16 protein-coding genes are annotated in these 22,188 nt (G+C 49.0%); 6 read left to right on the top strand and 10 right to left on the bottom strand.

Annotated elements, in window-relative coordinates; translation table 11 throughout:
- Positions 1-18 precede the first annotated feature (18 nt).
- From mltG to EL633_RS07150, 6 genes are all read right to left on the bottom strand, one after another.
- The gene (gene mltG, locus EL633_RS07175; RefSeq protein WP_126626530.1) at positions 19-1,122 is read right to left on the bottom strand and encodes an endolytic transglycosylase MltG; all 1,104 of its coding nucleotides are present in this window, start codon (positions 1,120-1,122) and stop codon (positions 19-21) included.
- A 22-nt stretch (positions 1,123-1,144) separates the two neighbouring features.
- A complete protein-coding gene (gene ruvX, locus EL633_RS07170; RefSeq protein WP_126626529.1) occupies positions 1,145-1,618 on the bottom strand; it encodes a Holliday junction resolvase RuvX in 474 nt (157 codons plus the stop codon).
- A gap of 259 nt (positions 1,619-1,877) precedes the next feature.
- The gene (locus EL633_RS07165) at positions 1,878-4,517 is read right to left on the bottom strand and encodes a baseplate J/gp47 family protein (RefSeq protein ID WP_126626528.1); all 2,640 of its coding nucleotides are present in this window, start codon (positions 4,515-4,517) and stop codon (positions 1,878-1,880) included.
- Between the two features lie 256 nt (positions 4,518-4,773).
- Entirely contained in the window at positions 4,774-6,129 is a 1,356-nt protein-coding gene (locus tag EL633_RS07160) for a cell division FtsA domain-containing protein (protein WP_126626527.1), read from the bottom strand.
- 446 nt (positions 6,130-6,575) lie between these two features.
- Positions 6,576-9,221: an alanine--tRNA ligase gene (gene alaS / locus EL633_RS07155; RefSeq protein ID WP_126626526.1), complete on the bottom strand. Its 2,646-nt coding sequence runs from the start codon at positions 9,219-9,221 to the stop codon at positions 6,576-6,578.
- Positions 9,222-9,638: 417 nt separating this feature from the next.
- Positions 9,639-11,024 (bottom strand): C39 family peptidase, encoded by a 1,386-nt coding sequence (locus EL633_RS07150; protein ID WP_126626525.1) that lies wholly within the window; start codon positions 11,022-11,024, stop codon positions 9,639-9,641.
- A gap of 750 nt (positions 11,025-11,774) precedes the next feature.
- Between EL633_RS07150 and EL633_RS07145 the strand changes: the two genes are divergently transcribed.
- The 6 genes from EL633_RS07145 to EL633_RS07120 all read left to right on the top strand — a co-directional run bounded on the left by EL633_RS07145 (position 11,775) and on the right by EL633_RS07120 (position 17,837).
- Positions 11,775-12,350, top strand: coding sequence for an AAA family ATPase (locus EL633_RS07145; RefSeq protein ID WP_126626524.1), 576 nt, complete (start codon positions 11,775-11,777; stop codon positions 12,348-12,350).
- Positions 12,351-12,664: 314 nt separating this feature from the next.
- The gene (locus EL633_RS07140; protein ID WP_246039097.1) at positions 12,665-13,543 is read left to right on the top strand and encodes an ABC transporter substrate-binding protein; all 879 of its coding nucleotides are present in this window, start codon (positions 12,665-12,667) and stop codon (positions 13,541-13,543) included.
- A 335-nt stretch (positions 13,544-13,878) separates the two neighbouring features.
- Entirely contained in the window at positions 13,879-14,799 is a 921-nt protein-coding gene (locus EL633_RS07135) for an ABC transporter substrate-binding protein (RefSeq protein ID WP_126626522.1), read from the top strand.
- A gap of 108 nt (positions 14,800-14,907) precedes the next feature.
- Positions 14,908-15,660: an amino acid ABC transporter permease gene (locus tag EL633_RS07130; RefSeq protein WP_126626521.1), complete on the top strand. Its 753-nt coding sequence runs from the start codon at positions 14,908-14,910 to the stop codon at positions 15,658-15,660.
- Positions 15,661-15,683: 23 nt separating this feature from the next.
- A complete protein-coding gene (locus tag EL633_RS07125) occupies positions 15,684-16,487 on the top strand; it encodes an amino acid ABC transporter ATP-binding protein (protein ID WP_307720615.1) in 804 nt (267 codons plus the stop codon).
- 372 nt (positions 16,488-16,859) lie between these two features.
- Positions 16,860-17,837: an HAD family hydrolase gene (locus EL633_RS07120; protein WP_126626520.1), complete on the top strand. Its 978-nt coding sequence runs from the start codon at positions 16,860-16,862 to the stop codon at positions 17,835-17,837.
- Between the two features lie 24 nt (positions 17,838-17,861).
- Here EL633_RS07120 and EL633_RS07115 read toward each other — a convergent pair whose 3' ends face one another.
- The 4 genes from EL633_RS07115 to uvrC all read right to left on the bottom strand — a co-directional run bounded on the left by EL633_RS07115 (position 17,862) and on the right by uvrC (position 21,990).
- Positions 17,862-18,695, bottom strand: a complete 834-nt coding sequence (locus tag EL633_RS07115) for a sensor histidine kinase (protein WP_126626519.1) — start codon at positions 18,693-18,695, stop codon at positions 17,862-17,864.
- Positions 18,696-19,112: 417 nt separating this feature from the next.
- Positions 19,113-19,325, bottom strand: coding sequence for a hypothetical protein (locus EL633_RS07110; RefSeq protein WP_126626518.1), 213 nt, complete (start codon positions 19,323-19,325; stop codon positions 19,113-19,115).
- A gap of 18 nt (positions 19,326-19,343) precedes the next feature.
- Positions 19,344-19,673 carry an FmdB family zinc ribbon protein gene (locus tag EL633_RS07105; RefSeq protein ID WP_126626517.1) on the bottom strand — a complete coding sequence of 110 codons (330 nt, stop codon included), beginning with the start codon at positions 19,671-19,673 and terminating at the stop codon, positions 19,344-19,346.
- Between the two features lie 277 nt (positions 19,674-19,950).
- Positions 19,951-21,990 (bottom strand): excinuclease ABC subunit UvrC, encoded by a 2,040-nt coding sequence (gene uvrC, locus EL633_RS07100; protein WP_126626516.1) that lies wholly within the window; start codon positions 21,988-21,990, stop codon positions 19,951-19,953.
- Positions 21,991-22,188: the final 198 nt, after the last annotated feature.

The raw sequence follows: 22,188 nt of genomic DNA, 5'->3' as shown, positions 1-22,188 counted from the left end.
GTAGAAGAAATTGCCGTCCTATTGGAGTGGATGCTTCTGCATTTCGTCCTGGAACTCTTGATTGGTTGCCGCATAATAGGTCTTCCCATCTTTGGCGGTAAAGAAATAGACATAGTTTGTATTGGCCGGAATCGCGGCCGCTTTCAAACTGGCCAGCCCTGGACTGCTAATCGGGCTAGGTGGCAGTCCGGTAATACTGTAGGTATTCCACCTGCTATTAGGCGCAATTTTTGAGCCCGCATCAGCCAGTGGCAACCAGTATTTCGTTGGTTTTTCATCCGTATCACGAGCATATTGCACTGTTGGATCGGCCTGAAGTTTGCCGCCGCCAGTTTCTGTTTGCCCATTAGCAGTATAAAGACGATTCCAATAGACGCTAGCAATTTTAGTTTTATCATCGTGTAGACCAGCCTCGCGCTCAACGATCGAGGCCAGCGTTATGAACTGATAAACATTCATATTACGCTTCTTGGCTTCCTGGTCCAGATGATTTGTGGTTATATTATTCGTCATCTCCGTTAACATACGATTAACAAGATCGCGTGCGTTCGCCTGAGGAGAAATTGAGTAGCTATCTGGGAAGAGCAGGCCCTCCATGCTACCGCCTTCTGGAACACCATTTAAGAGCAAGGGATATTTGTTGGCATCTGGAAATTTTTTGATGTTTTTGGTGTAGGTTAAAAATTGCTCTTTACTGAAATTTGGCAGATTGGCCGCAGATGCAATATTCGCAATCTCTTCAATGCGCTTGCCCTCTTTGATCAATACCAGAATCTCATCCGGGCGTCCATTTTGCAGATTATCGATGATGTCGCTGATCGTCATATTGGGATTAATCTGTTTATAAACGCCGGCCTGCAACTTTTTGTCCAGACCTTTAATACGTGCCCATAAAGTAAAGGCCAAGGCATTACGGATAACGCCCTTTTTTTGTAACTCGTCCCCGATTTCCGCAGTTGTTTCACCGGGCTGAATATTGATCGTTACATTCGTTTTACTGGTGCCCATGGGTTTTAGAAAAATATCGGTGCCAATATTCCAGAGAGTGATTACCCCTAAAAATATCAAGATGCCCACAACAAGGATCGAGAGAAGTGCAGCTCGTGATCTTGGTCGTCTCATACGTTTTGTTCCCCTTATGGGTTTATTCACCCAGATGATCCAGATAATCCTGGAGAATGACTGCCGCGGCTAACGCATCAATTTCTTGACCGCGTCGGCGTTTTTTGGCCTGATTACGTTGCCGACTATCGCCGCGTTTTTGACGCTTTTCCCCTCCATCCTGTCCACGCTGGGTCAGAAGGCGTTGAGCCTCTACCGTTGAAAGGCGTTCGTCCCAGAAGGTCACTGGGAGTGAGATATGTTTTTGCATGCGTTCAACAAAGGCCTGTATCCTCTGTCCCTGGCTGTGGATCTGTCCATCCAGACTGATAGGTAAACCCACTACGAGGCCTTCTGCTTCAATCTCGTTGATAAGTCTTTGGATGGCTTCCCAGGTTTGACGTTCATCGCGTGTCACATGGATGGTTGTATACGGGGAGGCCAAAAAACCTGTGGTATCACAGGTGGCGACACCTATTCTTGCGTCCCCGACATCCAGAGCTATCAATCGAGCCATGCGTGCATTCCTGACATTCCTCTGCTATTTGTTTAAACGGTCTAACCTATGCTGACCGTCTCGTTTCTGCCTAAAGATAGGATGATTGATCCAACATACAGCATTGTAACTAAGCATCGTTTATTCTGTCCAGTGTGTTCTTTCCTGGTAGCAGAATCAGGTACGATTGCTCGTGCTTATTGACATTGTATTGCCTTCTGCCAGACTCTGGATGAGTAGGAGCAGAAGGCAATAGGGCGGAACTGGCAAGCAATTTTTTTTATGATGTCGCTGGAATAGTACCAGGAACAACTTTGATAGTAATATTATTTTTGTTCGCTGGTAGTATCGGCATAAAATCAGGCCAGCGGGTGATCTTAACATCCTGGATATTATGGAACTGGGCCTTGAGTTGCTGACTGGCCGCATCAGGAGTCTGCCACGCGATCATATTGACCAGTTCATCTTTCTTAAAGGTACCCGCCACGTGGGCTGTCGCTGTAAAATCTAGTTTCAAGGTATTTTTATTGGGTGTTTGTGCTTTCAGTTTGGTGATAGTAATTGCTTGCGGACTATCACTTAAGACTGTATCACTGGCAAAATTTTTATCATTCTTCATATCCGCATTGATCTGCGCGCGTGTTGTATTTTGTAGATCGTTATGTGACACATAAAGAATATGGGCGGTTACTTTAAGTTGGGCTGGAAACGTTTTGCCTCCTTCGCTAATCGAATCCCTGGCAGGTGGATTGATCAAGGCATCGGTCGTGTCAAGCTTACCTAAGGCACCATCCTGGGGGAGACCTTTCACCCAGGCATCAATCTGACCCTGCAATTTTTTATGCAGATCCGTAGTGGCATTATCCAGATCTTTCTGGGTTATCGACGGAACCGGCTGCATACCACCACCTTTGATATCACCAATATTGATGACCGCCAGCTTCAGTTTAGCTACGGTGGTGTTACTGTAACTCGCGATGCTCTCCAGGCTGGCATCTGGAATAACCGTGACCGTTCCCGCCTGCATATTGCCTGTTTCACCCGCCTTTAGTGCCTCAACTGGAACCGGCTGTTGAAAAGTTGCACATGTGGTTTGTTTAGGGATTGATGCCTCAGCCGTTGTTTTGAATAACACTCCATTGGCACCTGTCGAAGAGACATTGGTGCCGGTTGGAATCAGTACTGGTATGTCACCATTGTTACTAAAACAGACATTACCTGTGGCTTTTGCCGTTCCCACGAGCTTGCTACCGGTAACGGGCTCTGGCCCTTGCTGGGTAAACTCATGCACAAGTTCCTGGGCTGGAATACTGTTCGCCTGATTATTGCTACTGGCAAGGATACTGACTGGATGTGAATAATTGCGGGCTGCAATCGTGATGGTCGCGGTTGCAGTTGGAGCGAAATAGGCTCCCAATGCCAGTGCAAGGAACAGAATGATAAAGATGGCGGCAATAATCCAGATCAAGATATTGCTGCTTTTCTTGCGTTGTTGTTCAGCCGGTAGCTGTTTACGCGAGCGCAAATCTTGTGAAGGACGTGGAGCTGGTCGCAGTGTACCCGATGGACGCAGATTTGTTGCCGGCGGACGCTGCAAGGAGGCTCCACCAGTGCGCTGGGAAGGGGACTGCCGTTGTTGCGTCGAGCCGCTACGCGCGCCATAGTTCCGTGGCCGTTCTACTGGCAGCGGAATGAGATCAGGACTCTTATTGCTACCACGTGAAGCTGGTTCATAGACAAACGTGTCGCGATCCTGAATCGGGGTTGGACGCCGTTCAACTGGTGGCAATTCATCATCATCATCCAGGTCCTCTGACCGTAAGTGTGGTCCCGCTGGATCTGAGACTGGTGGTGGTGGCGGTACCATTTTGCCGGAACGTCGTTGGCGTGGGCGCTCACTGGCTGGCCGTGGTTGCGCGCTCTGATTGGAAGCCTCTTCGTCCAGCTGGCGATTGCGATTGCGAGCTCCGCGTTGTGGGGGAGCAGGCATAGCCTCCGCCGCCTCATTACTAAAATTGAAATCGTCACCGATGACACTGGTCGGAAAATCCGCGACATCCTGAACAACATGATCATACTGTCCCGGATCCTCGACCACTGCCCCACCACGTTGTTCTGCTACCGGTGGCGGCTGTTTATCTTCCAGTGCGACAAAAGGATCCTCGTTATCCTCATCGGCATCAAGTGCTTGGGGGGCGACCCTGGACCTGGTTGTTTTCGTTTTTGTTTTTTGGGCAGGTTTGGTCTGCGGGGTCGGTGGAACGAAATCAGGCTCACTGGGAGATTCACCAGCGGCTCTGCGAATATGCTGGCTCTGTGTATAATCCTCAACCAATAAATCAGGATCTTCAATCTGATCAGGATCGAGCGGCCGAATCTGTGGCGTAGTGTATGGTGCTTCGAAGCTATGCTCGGATGGCTGGAATATCGTTGTGTTAACATCCTCGATATCCTCGGGCACCTGATAATCTATTGATTCTTGTCCTCGATTCGCAAGCTCGGAAGAAGGCCGTGCATTGGATTGGCGTGAACGTAAACTATTGGTGCTGCGTCCTGGACGAGCGGGTGTCGCACGTTGATTGGGATTCGCTGTTTTCGTACGATTGGTCGCGGGCGCGCTGCGTGCCGGGCGACCGGTAGGACGTGAGCGTCCCTGTTGAGAGGACTCAAGAGAATGGGCGACATTAAATTTTACCGCGTGGGCGACCGAACGTACCTGAGGATCTGAGCTGACAATCAGGACATCCTTTCCCAATTCACGTGCGCGAGCATATAATAGTTTCCAGGCTACATGGCTGCGCAATTGTGTTTGCGCGGGCACAACCAATGTCACTTTTCGGGTCTGAATTTGTTCCAGACGTTCACGCACCGTGGTTAAATCATCTTCCGGGCTAATATAGATTGTTTGCTCATCACTCATAAGCCCTTTCACCCCCTAATGGCATGTCAATCCCCTAAACTACAATCAGGAATGCCGCCAGCACAATCCGGTGCTTTCTGGTCAGGCTGATTGATTAGCGTCATGCTGTTAAATGTTTGCAGACTGACAGACAATTGTGCGTGTTGAGAGCCTGTCAGGCCGCAAAACGTAAGTTCAGGCTACCCTCGTTTAATGCATAGTGACAATAATGAGGAGCACTGCACAGAGTGCTCCGGATATTTTGCACATGAGAGCGCTAGATATGCATCGCGTTAATTACACGATCCAGTGCCCGCTCCAGCACATTGTTATCATTATTTAGCTCAACGGCCTGATAAGCCAGAGCCATTGGTGTAATATCCTGTCCACTTACCAGCATCCCTTCACTATCCAGAATACTGCCCACCATTTCTGGTTGGACCGCACGAATAATCGGCTGCCGCGAGAAAGGCAAGCGCTCAGTCCAGGGAAAGGCCTCCAGGCGCTGGTGCAGGTCGATCAGAGCTGATCCACCGCCGACGATATAGATGGCGGGTGGTAGCAACTCACCTTTAGAGAGCTCCTCGATCAGCAACTCGACACTATCCATCCAGGTCTGGCATTCTGGCGCCAGAATCGCCTGGATCTCATCCTGGCTGCTACCGTTGAGTTCTCCATTACTATAACTGATTTTGAGTCGTTCTGCTTCTTTAATAGGAATACCCTTACTGGTGGCAATACGCCGGGTAAAAGCGCGACCACCCAGTGCGAAGACGCGTGTCTCTTCAATACCGCCCTGGCGTACCAGGGCGATGTCAGTGGTACCACCGCCGACATCGATGAAGATAGCGCCGCTATCGGCACTGGCATTACTACTGAGACAGCGAGCCAGGGCGTAGGGTTCAGCGACAATCGTCACCAGGGTTAGATCGAGGCCCTGAGCCACCGTCTCGATGGCCCCCAGCTGGGTTAAGGGTGCAAAGGCACTAAAGAGTGTCAGGGCAAAATGGCGCCCCCGGAAACCGATTGGATTTGTCACCAGCTGTCCATCAATGCGCACTGAAATTACAGCTGCATTGGTTAAGCGGACATCGATATTGCCATAGCCAGTCTCAGCCGCGATCCGTTCCTTGGCCATCTTGAGTAGCCGCTCCTGAGCGGCCGTAATCAAGGATTCCAATTCTTCAGCCGTAATCTGTTTGGTAGGCTGGGCCCGTTGTTTACTGACCGTGGTTGAACTACCCTTGACCAGCTCACCGGCAATACCAATAACTGCCGATGGTGCAATCACACCACCGGCTGCCTGTTCCGCCTTGAGCAAGGCCTCATTACAATTGGCGATCACACCGGGAATATCAGTGACAATGCCATCAGACATATGTGCGTAGCTCTGCGGGTGACGCCCAACACCCAGCACTTCCGCATGATCTCCGCTTACCTCAACGATCATAGCTTTAGCGAAAGCGGTACCAATATCGAGTGCTGTAAAGAGCTGACGCTGGCCATCTATGTCACCTGGATCTTCATCGTCGTATTCTTCTTCATCATATGCATAATCTTGTTCCAGGTCTGCATAGTCATCTGCCCGTGACCCCGAAAACATGTCACGCAGACGTTGCAAGAGATTTTTCATGTATCCATCCCAAAATTATTGCTCCACTTGCTGCCAGCTCTGCTTGAGCAGCTTCCTCGTGTGTTGGGCGATCTAAGGCATTCGTTTATTTTATAGCACAAAAATGGCTTTATTAGCAAAACTGACTTTACACTAGCAGGCACTTTCTTCTCCTGGTAGTTGCACTCTACTTTGTATTGCTTTGTATTGTGCCAGCATCGGAAAATCCTATCTATGCCAGTCAAGTCCTGGCTTTTCTGTTCATAATAATTGCAATGAGAGAGGTAGAGTGCCAGTCATCAAAATACATACTGCCCAATGACTGTGTAACGGATAAACCCCTGATCTTGTCGTATGTCAGGTAAAAATGTCTCTATAATATGTTTAAAAAGCCTTAAGAGCCCCATCTCACCCGCGGGAGAGAGTGGAGGTGATGGTGGTGTCATCACCTCCATGTAGCAACAAGCCTACTTGAGATTATCACGCACGAAGGCTTTTGCAAGTTCCAGAGCTGGCTCAATAGCCGTTTTGTCCTTACCGCCACCCTGCGCAGAGTCCGGACGACCACCACCTTTTCCTCCCAATCGCTCTCCAACGGCACCGGCAAGCTTGCCAGCGTTGAGGCCACGTTTGGTTAGTGCTGGATCGATATTCACCTGCAGGGCGATACGCTCACCCAGATCGCTAGCCAGGACGACGACTCCCTGCGGAACTTTGTCGCGTAACATTTCACCCATATCACGCAGGACCTTTGCATCGGGTGCGCTCACCGTAGCCGCGATGACCGGAATACCCGCGATATCCTGTGCTTGCTGGATCAGGCTGAGTGCCTGTGCTTGAGCCTCATTGCGCTGGTAATGGGTAATTTGTCTGCGGGCGGCCGTCAGATCCTGTAAGATCTGTTCCACGCGGGTCTCAACCTGATCTGTTTGAACCTGGAGGAGCGAGGCGATGCGCTCTACCGTCTCGCGGCGCTGGCGCAGATAAGCATCGGCTGCCCGACCTGTCAGGGCCTCAATACGGCGAATGCCAGCGGCGATACTGGTCTCCTGTACTGTGATATAGCTGCCGATCTGGCCAGTGGTAGCACAGTGGGTACCACCGCAGAGCTCAATACTGCTACCCATCGAGACCACGCGCACTATATCGTCATATTTCTCACCGAACAGTGCCATGGCGCCAGTATCCATGGCATCATGGATCGGCATGATTTTGGTCTGTACCGGATAATTTGCGCGAATCCATTCATTGATCTGCCCATCAATATGGGAAAGATCGGCGCTGGTCAAAGGACGTGGGCTGGTGAAGTCAAAGCGCAAGCGCTCAGGTTCAACCAGTGAGCCACGCTGCTGTACCTGTGGTCCCAGTAAGTCGCGTAACGCTTTATGGAGCAGGTGGGTGGCGCTGTGATTGCGCATCGTATCTGCACGGCGCTGCTCGATCACATCGGCCTGTACCGTGTCTCCAACGCGTAGATGGCCTTCGGTTAACTCACCATAATGGACGATCAGCCCTTTCAGTGGACGTCGCGTATCCTGGACCTGGAAATTGCCCATTGGACTACTGAGATCGCCATGGTCACCAATCTGACCACCACTTTCCGCGTAGAATGGTGTTTTATCCAGAATTACCAGGGCACGTTGGGGAGCGCTAATAGCGCTGACCTCTTCGCCATTGACGACGAGCGCGATAACTTTGCTACTACCAACCAGTCCATCGTAGCCAAGAAATTCAGTCGTACCATGACGTTGTAAGATCTCGGTCAGAGCGCGATCATCCTGGGCCTGGGCAAACGTATTACTGGCACCAGCGCGGCTACGTTCCTGCTGGCGTTGCATTGATTGCTCAAAGCCAGAGGCATCGATGCTAAAGCCCTGCTCAGCGGCGATCTCCTGGGTTAACTCGACTGGAAAGCCATGCGTATCATACAGCCGGAAAACCTCTTCACCGGGAATGGTGCTTTGCTGGCGTTGTTTCAGATCCTGTAAGAGATCATTGAGCAGGCTTAGTCCTGTATTCAGTGTCTGGCTGAACTTTTTCTCTTCCAGACTCAGTACCTCAATGATGCGCTCACGCTGTGTTTTCAATTCGGTGTAATAATCGCCCATCAGATCGATGACGGTATTAGCAGCCTCAGCCAGGAACGGTTTATCCAGACCCAGTAGTTTGCCATGGCGTACCGCGCGGCGCAGGATGCGGCGGAAAATATAGCCGCGACCCTCATTACTAGGGAGAACCCCATCGGCGGCCAGAAAGACCAGCGAGCGGCCATGGTCCGCGATTACCCGTAAAGAGGTATCACTTTTAGCATCCCGTCCATAGGGGGTCTCAGTGATGGTTGCAAAGCGATCAATAATGGTGCGTAGCAGATCGGTATCGAAAACCGACTCCTTGCCCTGTAGCACCATGGTCAGCCGCTCCAGTCCCATGCCGGTATCGATATTGCGGCGTGGCAATGGCGTCCGGCTTCCATCCAGGTCCTGATAGAATTGCATGAAGACCAGATTCCAGATCTCCAGGAAGCGCTCACACTCACAGCCCGGCTTACAATCCGCCTGACCACAGCCATAGGCAACGCCGCGATCATAATAGATTTCAGAATCAGGACCACAAGGGCCAGACGCTCCCGGAGGTCCCCACCAGTTTTCATCCAGGCGTACAATGGCTTCATCGGCATAGCCAGCGATCTCCTGCCAGAGTTGAGGTGCCTCATCGTCTTCAGGGTGCACCGTAGGATGCAGCCGATCAGCGGGCAGATGCAACACTTTCGTCAGAAACTCCCAGGCATAAGTGATCGCCTCGCGTTTAAAATAATCTCCAACTGAAAAGTTTCCCAGCATCTCAAAGAAGGTCAGCGTACGCTGATTCCCTACTTTATCAATATCTGTCGTGCGGAAACACTTCTGAGAAGAAGTCATGCGTACCGCAGGAGGTGTCTCACGACCCAGGAAGTAAGGGATCATCTGCTGCATACCAGCGGTGGTCAACAATACTGTGGGGTCATTATGCGGCACGAGAGATGAACTAGGCATTTTCACGTGGCCCTGGCTGGCATAAAAATCCAGGAAACGCGCACGTATTTCGGTCCCGGTTAGGGTCGTATCAACAGACACAGCATCCTCCTCGATAAAGGTTTTATGATGAATGGAATGTGGTTACCTGGCAACATTCCACATATAATATGTGCAATGGGTTCGCTGTAATTCTTAACTCTCTACATCTCAGCAATAATGCGTCCAAACGGGTATCTGGCTGGAAAAAAATATATTCCTGGAGCGTAATCATTTGAGCGCTGTCCACAGGGTAGTATATCAATTTCCATAGCAGGATGTCTACAGTAATGAAGCGGTTCCACATGTTCTGCATTTGTTTTAAGGCACATATTGCTGCTGCCGTTGCAAGGGTATGAGAATGGGATGAGAAAAGCTGCCATAGCTTTAGCGCAAGGAACCTTGCACAACGGTTTTCACGTATAATTGTTGCGTATAAGTGTGGTTTTCTCCCCAATCATCCATCCATGCGAATCATGCTTACCAGGAATTTAAACGATTGAGCATGGGTGTCAGCCACTTCTCGGGATAGATAACGTAAACGGTCCCATGTGAGGCATTCAGCCAGACCGTCTCGAAACGCGCACGTGGATAAATGATTTGTACCTGCTCATCCGAGGCGGCCGCAGGATCATTTGTGACCACATCGCCATGTTCTGTAAAGCCACGCACAACCAGCAAGTGTCCTGGTGAACTGGCAATAGGTGAACCAGGTAAGGCTCCAGGTCGATACGCCACACTGGCTGCGATAGGAACGCCGGCGAGGATCCAGCTTTCAAGTTGGCTAAGCGAATACATCCTGGTCACAAAGCTCTTCAAATTATAGCTGCCCGCATAGGCTGTATTCATTGGCCAATTGCCGGCACCATCGTACGTATAATCATAGGTATGGCTGGCCACCTCAGGCACCGATTGCAGGAGCGAGGGTTGATTGAGTTGCTTTGACCAATAGGCCATGATCATACTGGTGGAAGTTGGACTGCACCAGGCTTCGCCGCCGCCGCCGAAGCCCAGGTTTCTATAAGCGGCGAGCATCTGTGAGCGCTGTGGTACCGCTAAATTGACGCCCCAGGCCGCTTTCAGTGGTGGCACAAATGGCGTTGTTTGAGCATTCGTATCATATGAAGCAATCACGTTTACGCGCTTAAGATGTGGACTAATACTGGCTGAAGTGGTAAAGAGGGTTACCGCTATTTGATAGGCATGCGCCGCTGTTTTCCCGGTTAGAAATGTATCTGTATCAACCACACCCATACTATCCCCGGGTACCTCGATACTATGACGTGTAATTGTACTGCTATCACTGGCCCAGATCGGTAGATTATACCAATGCGTCCAGCGAGCACCTTCCAGTACCCGTACATGAAACTCCAGCCACGTGCCAGATGGTGTGAGCGCGTTCCAGGAGGCGACCAGCGCAGTAAAAGGCTTTTGTAACATATGAATTGGTGATGTTAATATGCCAAAGTAAAATGTCCCGCCATTATAATAGTTACGCCCCCGTTCATAGCTCCTCGCAGGATAGGGATCCCTGCCCTGGCAGAGGCCCACCTGTTTCGCATAGCTCACCTGACCACCATCAATATCTCGACTATGACAACTTATCCTTTTAGTTCCAGACAACTGGACATCAGCATGTATGCCCTCATCTTCAGCCACTACCTCATCTTGCTGCCAGCCTTGAAAATCTCGACCACTTTGTTGTGACCAGAACTCATTATACTGTTGAACTCCCGTCGCGCCAGCCGTATGTACTTCATAGAGCCAGCCTTGCCCACCAACAAGCAGGCCTAGCAAACTGATATAAAGTACTCCAGACATACTACGACCAGACAGAGCAAACGATCGTTGCGAAAAAAGTCTCATGTAAACAACCCCTTATACAAGGAACCACTATACATAAAAGCTTCCAGATTACACCTAAAACTGAACACCAACGCATCCCATATTGAACGCACTACAAATCGCCAACTCATCCCTTTAATGTGTATGATACAAAATGTTTGCCAACTCATTCCAACTTTTCTGAGCCCGAGGAGGTGCGTAATCTCTACCACCACCTCCTCGGGCTCAGAAAAGCTCAGCTACTGTCACAGGCGTAACGATCCGGAAAAGTCGGCATAGCTTCATTGTAAATACCCATCTGATAAAGCAAAATCTATCTATAAAAAACTGATAGGTGAGGTTGCGGAAAATAATGGGTGATCCCAGATTTTTGGAAAATCTGAAAATGGGTTCCGCTCTTCCAATGCGGGAGGTGCAGGAGGGCGGCTAGCCCTCCTGCCGGGGTGCGGGGTGTCCCCGCTCGTTCTTTCTCCCTCTCGCGCCGCCACAGGCGGCGCGCAAAAAGAGAAAAAGGGGGGGGCGGGGACACCCCGCACCCCGGTTTTAAGAACTTTTGAAAAAGTGCAGGATGACTTATTATTTTCCGCAACCTCACAAGAAAAGTTTGATTGATGTCGGAGGAATAAACCTGCTGAATAGCTACGAGATTTTTTTAATGTTCAAGTTATATAGTATGGAAGGAAGATACTTTATTGAGCTCACAATGATCAGACGACAGAGACATTATAGTATCTTTTTATTGAAATTGTGAGAGGCAAAGGAGTAAGATACATGGAGAACGTTTTAGCGCATGAGGTTCAACGCATCCCCTTGCCCGAACGGACTTTAGTCGTGTTATGTGGGCCCGCCGGTGCCGGAAAAAGTACGTTTGCCCGTACTTTTATTGAACGACATAAGCAACAAGGATATCGTGCTACTGCAATCGTGTCATCTGACTATTGCCGGGCGATTATATGTGATGACGAGACAAATCAACAGGTTAATAAAGATACATTTGATCTTTTTCATTATATAATTCATAAACGTCTGTTCCATGGACGTTTAACGATTGCGGATAGCACCGCATTGCAGGCCGATGCGCGCCAACGGCTACTGGATCTAGCCACGCGACATAACTATTTTACCTGCCTCTTTATGTTTAATATTTCTCTGGAAACCTGTCTTCAATATGATCAGCATCAAGCACGTGGACGTGTGGTAGGGGAACAGGTAATTAAATATCATCTTAATTTGATGCAGCAAGCTATGCAAGATGTGCAGCAAGAAGGATGGAATATGATCCATGTGCTCGATGAACAGCATCTGTTTCCAGAAATTGAGATCACTATGACGCAGCATCCATCTTAATAGATTTATTTGCAGATTCCTCTAAATAATGTCATATACAAGTATTATACTTCATATCTTGCATCTACAGAGCTGGCATGTTTTTGAGGAGGAAAATGGGGAGGCGGTCGCGACCGCCTCCCCATTTTCCTCCTCAAAAGAGTTGGTATGTGGAATGCTTGCACATGGCGTTAAATGGGGCGCTGAGCTTATATCTGCCAGCAGCATAGTCGCAGAGAGCGGCAAGGCAATATCCATATCTATCAATAATATGTTATCCTATTTTCAGTTCAACGATTGGATATATTATAGTTATTGTGAAAGGTATGTTCTTGATGCCAGTTACGCCTTTGTTTAAAAAACGGTTTGCGCTACTGCTATTGATGAGCCTGACTGCGCTCTCTTTACTGCTCTCTGCCTGTGGGGGAGATACCACCACGACCAATACGCCAGGTAGTACACCTGCCAAAGCCAGTGTGCCAGCCCCTAAAAATCTGATGACTGCAGGCACCTTTACAGTTGGAACTGATCCTACCTATTTCCCGATGGAATACATTGATCAGAAGACCAACAGTTATTCTGGTTTTGATATTGATCTAAGCACCGAACTGGCAAACCATATGGGACTCAAACTGAGCATCCAGAAGACCGGATTTGACACTATTTTTAACGATCTGGACAACAAACGCTTTGACATGGTGAATGCCAGTGTCTATATCAGCGAAGAGCGCAAAGCCAAATATGACTTTGTTCCTTATATGCAAGCTGGTTCAGCTCTTCTCGTTGCCAAAGGCAATCCTAAAGGCATTAAAGGGGTTGATGGTCTTTGTGGTTTGACCGTGGGTGTGCAAACGGGTACTTCGCAGATCAAGGATCTTAGTAAACGTAACGATGCCTGTAAAGCCGCCGGTAAGCCAGAAGTGAAGCAGATACCTTTGAAGTCTGCCACCGATGTTATTCAGTTACTAACAAACAATCGTGCCGATGTAATATATCTGGGTTCGCTCTCTGCTGGCTATTACAACAAGCTTAGCAATGGTCAATTTGAGCAGGCTGGTCCAACCATTGATGCTGGCCCCAGCGGACTGGTTTTCCGCAAGGGTGATAGCGAAATGTTGAATGCCGTCAAAAAGGCCTTGCAAGCCATGAAGGATGACGGATCCTATAACAAGCTTTTTGAGAAATACGGCTTCCCGGATGACGAAAAAATCTAGTCCCGTCTGATAACGCTTAAGCGGGCGGCATTGCCAGCAGCTAGACAGATTTCTGTCGATGCCGCCAACCTCCAGTTCACTCCAGCTTTCAGCGCTACTCTGTATAAAAATCTGCTTCTTGTGAGATACGGGTAGGATTGAACGTACTTTACATAATAAGCATCTCTTCAGCCGATTGGCTGGGTTTCTCGCCCTGGACGGAGAACGTGCTCTTGTCTTCTCTGGAAAAGCAGTGTTGCTACGAGATCCATAGTTGAATGGTTGAAATTGCCCGGATTCCCTTGTATTTTCAGCACGAACAGACTATTTATGGATCACATGGAGGTTCAATTTTGATGCCATCTCCTACTCGTCTTCAGACCAAACGCCTACCCTTGCTCGGATTGCTGCTGGCCTCATTTTTTTCTTTATTGCTGGCTGCTTGTGGAAACGCTGATACTGGTAGCGCTCCTGCTCCTACTGCCAGTACTCCTGCCGCAAAGCCAAACGTCACCGCACCAACCTCATTGATCAAAGCGGGCACGTTGACCGTTGGTAGCGATACCACCTATACGCCAATGGAGTTCCTTGATACCAAAACTAATAAGTATACTGGCTTCGATGTCCAATTGATTCAAGCCATGGGGCAGCGCATGGGACTGAATGTGGTCATTCAGAAAACAAGTTTTGATACCATTTTTGATGATCTGAACAATAAGCGCTTTGATGTAGTGATCTCCTCCGTCACTATCAATGACAAGCGCAAAGCCGCCTTTGATTTTGTTCCCTATTTTAATGCAGGTGAATCACTGCTGGTTCCCAAAGGCAATCCCAAGAAATTGAAATCTGTGACGGACCTCTGTGGCCTCAATATTGGTGTGCAGACAGGTACCGTGGAGAAAGACGATCTGGATGCCGCTACCAAGGACTGCAAGAAGGCTGGCAAGCCTGATATCAAGCAGACTGTATTGCAGTCACAAACAGATGTGGTACAATTGCTTGCAAATGGACGAGTCGAAGCAACCTACCAGGACTCGCCAGTTACCGACTACTACAATAAAATCAATCCAGGCCAATTCGAGGTTGGTGGGTCAGTAGTGAATGCGGCACCTTACGGAATCACCGTTCGCAAAGGCGATACCTCGATGCTAACTGCAGTGCAAAAAGCATTTGAGGCAGTAAAAAGTGACGGCACCTACAATAATCTCTTCAAAAGTTGGGGCTTCTCTGATCAGCAAAAGGCTGCATATATCAAGCGGCAAGAATCCCTCGCTTAAGATATATGCGGGTAAAGGTTCCGCTGATCATCTTATTATCATTTGTTGCTCCTCACCTCTGTAAAAAAGCAGAGGTAAGGAGCACATAGTTTTATTTGGAGGATTGCCATGTTTCGTTGGGACCAAGTATGGTATTACCTTTTTCAAGATCCCAACTTCTATTTCTTGCAGGCCGCATGGATCACGTTATGGATCTCTGTGGTGGCGCAAGCAATAGGAATTGTGTTGGGCTTTATTCTCGCGCTGATGCGCACATCGAAATATGCATTTCTGGTGTGGCCAGCCCGTGCCTATCTCTGGTTCTTTCGCGGTAGTCCTTTGTTGGTACAGGTCTTGTTGCTATGGGCAGGTCTGCCAAAGATTTTCCCACAAGCACTGTTGCCAGCCTGGGCCTGTATTCTGATTGCCTTTTCGTTGAACGAAGGGGCCTACATGTCTGAAATCATTCGTGCTGCATTGGGATCGGTCGATCCAGGCCAGATGGAAGCGGCCAAGGCGCTGGGTATGCGCTACAACACAGCTATGCGCCGTATTGTGATTCCTCAAGCCATGCGTGTGATTATTCCTCCACTGGGCAACGAATTCAATAATATGCTCAAGACCACCTCGATTGCCTCTGTAATTGGTGTGCAAGAATTAACCGGGACCGCACAGGTCTTTGGCTCTCAGACATTTATTACGTTTGAACTCTTGATTGTTGCCACCGTCTATTATCTTATATTAACAACCATCTGGGAATTTGTGCAGCGCTGGATCGAGCAGCGCTTTGATCCGGATCGGGCTAATGTGGCGATAGCCGCCGCGCAAGAGAAAAGTACCATGAAACGTCTGACAGGTATAGGTGCGCAGACAGCCAGATAAGAGTGAGGAGGTACATACGGCCAATGAATAATGATGTAAACATGAATGACCCTCAGGAAAGCCAGGACGTAGAGATGGTGCGTACCGAGAAACTGGTCAAGCGTTTTGGCGATAATATTGTGTTAAATGGTGTTGATTTCAGTGTGAAGCGCGGCCAGGCGGTCGTTGTGATTGGTCCGAGTGGTTCTGGTAAGACGACACTTCTACGTTGTCTCAATCATCTGGAAAAGATTGATGATGGCCGAATTTACATTGATGGGCAACTGGTTGGTTATCGTGAACAGGATGGCCGACTCGTTGAGGATAGTGAGGCAAATATTGCCCGTATGCGTTCGCAGATTGGTTTTGTCTTCCAACGCTTTAACCTGTTTGCCCATAAGACGGCACTGGAAAACATCATCGAAGCGCCTATCCAGGTCTTGCGCCAGCCTAAAGATGAAGTTATCGCGCGTGCACGTGTCTTGCTAGAAAAAGTTGGCATGTCTGATAAAGAGCAATCGTATCCACACCGCTTATCCGGTGGACAGCAACAGCGCGTTGCGATCGCACGTGCTCTGGCTATGAATCCCAAGTTAATGCTGTTTGACGAAGCCACCTCTGCCCTCGATCCCGAACTGGTTGGCGAGGTCTTGAAAGTTATGCGGCAACTGGCTGAAGAAGGGATGACCATGGTCGCCGTAACCCACGAAATGGGTTTTGCCCGCGACGTGGCCGATCATGTCGTCTTTATGGATAAATCCCAGATTGTTGAACAGGGAACACCTGAACAAATTTTTAGTGACAGCCAGAATGAACGTACCCGCAACTTCTTAAGCCGCGTCGTATAAATCATCTATCATACCAACAGTAAATATGGTGTAAAATCGTGTGCTGTGTATACGATTTTACACCATATTTACTGTTGGTATGTTCCCTTCTCCTCCTAGCATTTTGTATTCCCTTAATCTAAAAGTTATACAATAACAAAAGTATATTCTCTATCTGGCACTAGTAAGTAGTACTTTGTCAAACTTTGTTTGATCGGGTGTGCGCCCGCTACGCGGGTGGGAGGGGGAGATGCCGGGGGCACAGCCTCCGAACCCCCAGGCAAGGGGCTCGCCGCTTGATCATGCCCCCGGCATGCTCGCTTGCATCCCCGCTTTCCCATCATATGATGGCTGGTAGACTAGTAGTGCCTTCTTTTTGAAAGGGTCTATGTGATGATGAGTGCTCCGGTAATCTGGCAGCGACCGGATCTAGTGTTACCCCGACCTTTTGATACCCTTCTCTTTGATGTAGATGGTGTGTTAATTGAGACAGTAGCTTCCTTTAGAGCGGCTAATATCGCTGTAACTACATATATTGTGGGAACACTTCATGGTTTGGAATGGGATCGTAATCGGCAGCAAGCTCCTGTGACGCAGGCTGATATCGCTGTCTTTAAGCAAGCCGGTGGTTTTAATAGTGATTGGGACATGTGTTATCTTCTAGCTGCTCTGGCGACGTCACGGCTACGTGAGTGGCGTGACAGCGCGCTGGGCAGTCGTAGTACCGAGGAGTGGGGTACACTGGCCCATGAGGCGGCTCAGAATGGTGTAGGTGGTCGCACCTGGGTTGAAGAGACCTTTCCCGCCAGTGCGCTTACCCCGTATGATGTAGTTGTGGATATCTTTAATGAGAGCTATTGGGGTGTCAGAGAGCTACGCAACCGCCTGGGTCGAGAGCCGCGCTATCTGCCAGATGCACCTGGGTATGTCCATAACGAGAAAATGCTTTATGAACCAGATTTCTTTGAGCACCTGCGTCGTAATGGCATTGCCCATCTAGGTATGATTACTGGCCGAGTGGGGGCCGAAGTGGATATTGCCATTGAGCGTATGGAAGCTTATAGCGGACAACGCTGGTGGGATGTTATTGTGCCTGCGGACCTTCATGCCAAGCCTGATCCGATTGCGCTCCGTTTTGCCATTGATCAGGTTGGGGCCAGAGGAGGATTGTATATCGGAGATACCGCCGACGATTTTGATCTGGTTCGACGTTATAAAGCTACAAAGACCGCTAAAGAGCCAGCCATGCTGGCGGCGATGGTGGTTCATGAGCAAGAGGTTGAACTCTATCGTCAGCGGGGTGCAGACCTGCTCGTACGTTCAGTCACAGCCCTGCACGACTTTCTGGGTAGCTATAATTCGTTAAGATGAGCTGTCATTGAGCCCATCTTAACGTTATTTCAGAGGAAGCTCAAAGGTGAAAGTTGTTCCCCGGGCTTCCTCGCCACTATTTTCTTCATTATGAGGCTCAAGCTGTAAGGTACCCTGATGGGCCTCAATAATCGACTTGGTGATAAACAGGCCAAGTCCCGAACCACGGCGTGAACTGGCCGCTGGCAGCCGTGTGTATGGTCTGAAAAGCTGACCAATCTCTGCGGATGGTATACTGGCACCCTGGTTATGCACACTGACGCGCACGCCCTTCTCTGTCTTTGCCACGGTCACCGTGATTGTTGTCTTCTCATCCGAATATTTGATGGCATTGTCCAACAGATTTCCCAGAGCCTGCTGTAGGCGACCTTTGTCCCACTGGCCAATAATTGGTGTCGCCGGCTTGATGATAGTCAGGGTATGGTAGGGGGCAACTGGACGCAGTTGTTCCACCATCTCGGTAGCCAATTGTATGATATCGCAGTCTTCACGGACCAGCGAGAACTTACCTGAGGCAAGGTGTGAAGAGTCCAAGAGATCATTGACCAGGCGGCTCATGCGTTGGGCCTGACCGATAATGATGTTGGTGCTACGTTTGATGGCGACCTGCTTTTTTCCCATTTGTTGTGGGGTGATTTGGTCGCCATTCTTGGAAAGGTTGGCGTGACGAGAAATCATCTGTGCGTAATTAATGATTGGTGAAAGAGGTCCTCGTAGATCGTGTGCGATCATCGCAGTCGACTGTTCTTTATGTGTCAGTTGATCTTGCAAGAGGAGATTTTCCGCCTTTAAATCATCTACCTGCTGTTGAAGCTCTTGAATTATCTGTTCCTGTGTCTTTTCGCTTTGAAGCTGCATAACCTCTCTCTCCTCGCAATTGGCATAACCATAGCCATTCTTAGGGATTGTGTAATACCAGTATACACTCGTACGACGTGCATATGGTCGTGAATGTCCATGGAATAGGAAAATTGGGTATGTGTGTTGTTGACTTTTGGAGGTGTGTGGAGGGGGGGCTTCTCTTTTTGTAGTGTCTGCACTCGGGCACTAAAGTGCTCCGAGTGGTATTAGTAGGTGGTGTCAGAAAATGTGCAAAGCACATTTTCTGACACCACCTACTAATACCAATGATAGCAATACTAATACCAATGATAGCAATAGTAATGCCATTGATAGTAATAATAACAATGGTAATAACAGGAGTTGACTAAAAAGCAAAAGAGATGATTAACAAAAAGAAGCCACTCCATGTTGCGATGGAGTGGCTTCTTTTTGTTAGTTGGCAGGTAGAAGATTGAGTTCGCGTAGTTCTTCCTGGGCCATTTCACTGAATTTGTTGATGTCCAGTGTATGATCGGCGTGAGAGATTAAATGGCGTAGGCGCTCAACAGTGGATTGGCGCATGTAGAAATCGGAGGTGAGGAGTAGCTCACCGATTGCAATCTCTATTTGTTGGCGCTGAATGGCGGCGATTGCAGATTCTTCCATTGTTTCTCCCTCAAATCTTTATTTGCTGGTAGCAGATGTTGTGTTTGACGGTGAACTATTTGTAGTTGTGCCGGAACTGCTATCTGAAGATTTGCTCTCTGTTGACGGTTTGCTCTCGCTGCCGCTTTCCGTTTTTGGAGTGTCTCCGTTGGATGGAGCAAGGGTCTTTCCATTGCTATAGTCGGTTTTGTAGAAACCAGAACCCTTGAATACAACGCCAGCAGGAAAGAGTACACGGCGGATGTGCTGGCCGCACTCCGGGCAAACTGTCAAAGGTTCATCGGTCATTTTCTGCCACGTTTCGAAGCGGTGGCTGCATGTTTGACAAAGATACTCGTACGTTGGCATATACCAATTACCTCTTAGATTGTGTTGAACGCACCATACACGATCAACACCCTTGTGGACGGTGGCGGTGATCTTTGTATGCGATCCCCATTTTAGCTGTCCGTATTTGTGATGAAGAAATTGATTTGATTTATTGCATAGAAAGAGGCCGACCGTGCTTGGCCGTCCCATTGATTAATAGTACCGTGAAATTGCCGGGTTGTCAATCAATTTGTGAGACTGCTAGCAGTCTCACAAAGGTAACTTCTATAGATTTAAACAAGCTTTTTGGTCTGCTTTATTCCACGCGACCAATATACTCTTTGACTTTTTCGGCGGCATCGCGTGTCATGCCTTCCAGGGCGGCGAGATCATCCAGGCTGGCGTTACTGATGGCACGCACGGAGCCAAAGTGCTTCATGAGTGTCTGCTTCCGTTTTGGACCAATGCCGGGAATCTCATCAAGCACGGATTTAAAGGTGCGATTTGAACGCAGCTTACGATGATAGGTAATACCAAAGCGGTGTGCTTCGTCCCGGATACGCTGGAGGAGATAGAGTCCCTGGGAGTTGCGTGGCAGGATAATGGGTTCGTTCGCGCCTGGAATATAAATTTCTTCGGCTGTATTGAGTTTGGTATGTGAACCTTCTTCTTTGGCGACGCCGATGGTTGGTATGTCCAGGTCTAACTCGCGCATGACTTGCAGAGCCGCATTGAGGTGTCCTTTACCACCATCAATAATTACCAGATCCGGCATGGCCCAATCGTGTTGGGTTGTCTCTGTGGACTTTCCAGTTGTTTGGGGTTCGCCATCCTGGATAATTTCTTCGATGGTCTCTCCAATGGGTGTACTGATATCATCATCTGGCTTGCTGGGCAGGGAAGAGGTATTGGTCGCGGCTTTGCGGAAGCGGCGGCGCAGTACTTCCTGGTGACTGGCATAGTCATTAGGACCCTCAACCTGTTTGATCTTAAAACGGCGATACTCGCTGTTCTTTGGTCGGCCACCCTCAAAGACTACCATCGCTCCTACCGAGTCGCTGCCCTGGGTATTTGAGATATCGTAGCATTCGATGCGTAGTGGTACCGTGGCTAAATTCAAGACCTGCTGCAACTCTTCCAGTGCCAGCTGGGTCTTCTGGGTATCGGTCAGCCATTTGATGCGTTGCTGCTCAAGGACAAGCTGGGCATTATGTTTGACCATTTTGACCACTTCGACCTTGTCGCCGCGGCGAGGTGTGGTAATGGTGACTGCGGATCTGCCGTTAGCGCTGGCGGTTCCCTTACGTTTCTCTTTAAGCCAGGTTTGCAGGATCAGGCGATCATCGGGCTCAACTTCAACCATAATTTCAGGTGGAACATGGGGGGAACTCTGATAGAATTGCTGGATAAATGAAGCCATGACCTCGCCCGCACTGGAATCACGGGTACCCTGCAAGATAAAATATTCCCGTCCTACCATCTTACCGCCACGGAAGAAAAAGACCTGCGCGCATGTTTCATCATCCTCACTGGCCAGCGCGATCACATCCTGATCATCCTGTGCCTCGGTATTAATAATGCGCTGTTTTTCTGATACCCGCTCGACGGCTTGAATGCGGTCGCGTAATCTGGCCGCCTCTTCAAAATTCAAGTCTTCCGCTGCCTTCTCCATCTGGGCCTGAAGGTCTTTAAGTACTTCATCATGGCGCCCCTCAAGAAAGAGCAGTACCTGTTTAATGATCGCGTTATATTCCTCGCGCGTCGTATAGGCCACGCACGGAGCGGTACAGCGATGAATATAATATTGTGTGCAAGGGCGTGACAGAAGTTTGAGTTTCCAGTTTGCCGGTGGTTCACCCTTTTCCGGTGGGGCCCAGGCACTGCCATCATAGCGGCAGGTACGAAACGCAAACAACTTATTTAACAGATCCAGGGTTGCATCAACCGAGCCAGAATTTGTATAAGGACCAAAATAACGGTTGCCATCATGGTGGAAGCTGCGTACCCGATAGACCCGTGGAAAATCCTCTGTCAGGGCAACCTTGATATACGGATAGCTTTTATCATCCCGCAACAGTACATTATATTTGGGGCGGTTCTGCTTGATATAATTGCTTTCCAGAACCAGTGCCTCAACCTCATTCTGGACGACCAGAAACTCGATATCATCAATCTTTGCCACCATACTCCGATTTTTAGGACTATGGTCGGTTGATTCCTGAAAATAGGATCTCACCCGGTTGAAAAGCGAGATTGCTTTACCAACATAGATGATCGTCCCCTCAGCATCCTTCATCAGGTAGATGCCAGGTTTATGTGGGAGAGAATTAAGGACCGACTGAATTTTTTCGTTCATCTATTTAAAACCTTGGGAAAAACAAGATGGTGAAACGCTGCCTGCGGCGGCGAGGACAGGGAGTAAGAGTTATGGGTCTAGCTAACCTTGAACTCCAGATTAAAGGACGCGCCCTTAACAATCCCACTTTCCACACGATTAAACTGTAGGATATTTTTGTGCTCCTATTATTATACCGCGTTAGAGCATGGGTGTCGA

Origin of the sequence: Dictyobacter alpinus, assembly GCF_003967575.1 — a bacterium.
In the GTDB taxonomy this organism is placed as follows: domain Bacteria; phylum Chloroflexota; class Ktedonobacteria; order Ktedonobacterales; family Ktedonobacteraceae; genus Dictyobacter; species Dictyobacter alpinus.
Note: the sequence above shows the minus strand (reverse complement) of the source record. Positions and strands in the feature narration are given on the sequence as shown.

Coding starts and splice junctions, on each gene's coding strand:
- EL633_RS07120 (WP_126626520.1), top strand. CDS start 16,860: ATGATGAGTGCTCCGGTAATCTGGCAGCGACCGGATCTAGTGTTACCC.
- EL633_RS07135 (WP_126626522.1), top strand. CDS start 13,879: ATGCCATCTCCTACTCGTCTTCAGACCAAACGCCTACCCTTGCTCGGA.
- EL633_RS07105 (WP_126626517.1), bottom strand. CDS start 19,673: ATGCCAACGTACGAGTATCTTTGTCAAACATGCAGCCACCGCTTCGAA.
- EL633_RS07125 (WP_307720615.1), top strand. CDS start 15,684: ATGAATAATGATGTAAACATGAATGACCCTCAGGAAAGCCAGGACGTA.
- EL633_RS07115 (WP_126626519.1), bottom strand. CDS start 18,695: ATGCAGCTTCAAAGCGAAAAGACACAGGAACAGATAATTCAAGAGCTT.
- EL633_RS07110 (WP_126626518.1), bottom strand. CDS start 19,325: ATGGAAGAATCTGCAATCGCCGCCATTCAGCGCCAACAAATAGAGATT.
- EL633_RS07145 (WP_126626524.1), top strand. CDS start 11,775: ATGGAGAACGTTTTAGCGCATGAGGTTCAACGCATCCCCTTGCCCGAA.
- EL633_RS07140 (WP_246039097.1), top strand. CDS start 12,665: ATGCCAGTTACGCCTTTGTTTAAAAAACGGTTTGCGCTACTGCTATTG.
- ruvX (WP_126626529.1), bottom strand. CDS start 1,618: ATGGCTCGATTGATAGCTCTGGATGTCGGGGACGCAAGAATAGGTGTC.
- mltG (WP_126626530.1), bottom strand. CDS start 1,122: ATGAGACGACCAAGATCACGAGCTGCACTTCTCTCGATCCTTGTTGTG.
- EL633_RS07150 (WP_126626525.1), bottom strand. CDS start 11,024: ATGAGACTTTTTTCGCAACGATCGTTTGCTCTGTCTGGTCGTAGTATG.
- EL633_RS07130 (WP_126626521.1), top strand. CDS start 14,908: ATGTTTCGTTGGGACCAAGTATGGTATTACCTTTTTCAAGATCCCAAC.
- EL633_RS07165 (WP_126626528.1), bottom strand. CDS start 4,517: ATGAGTGATGAGCAAACAATCTATATTAGCCCGGAAGATGATTTAACC.
- uvrC (WP_126626516.1), bottom strand. CDS start 21,990: ATGAACGAAAAAATTCAGTCGGTCCTTAATTCTCTCCCACATAAACCT.
- EL633_RS07160 (WP_126626527.1), bottom strand. CDS start 6,129: ATGAAAAATCTCTTGCAACGTCTGCGTGACATGTTTTCGGGGTCACGG.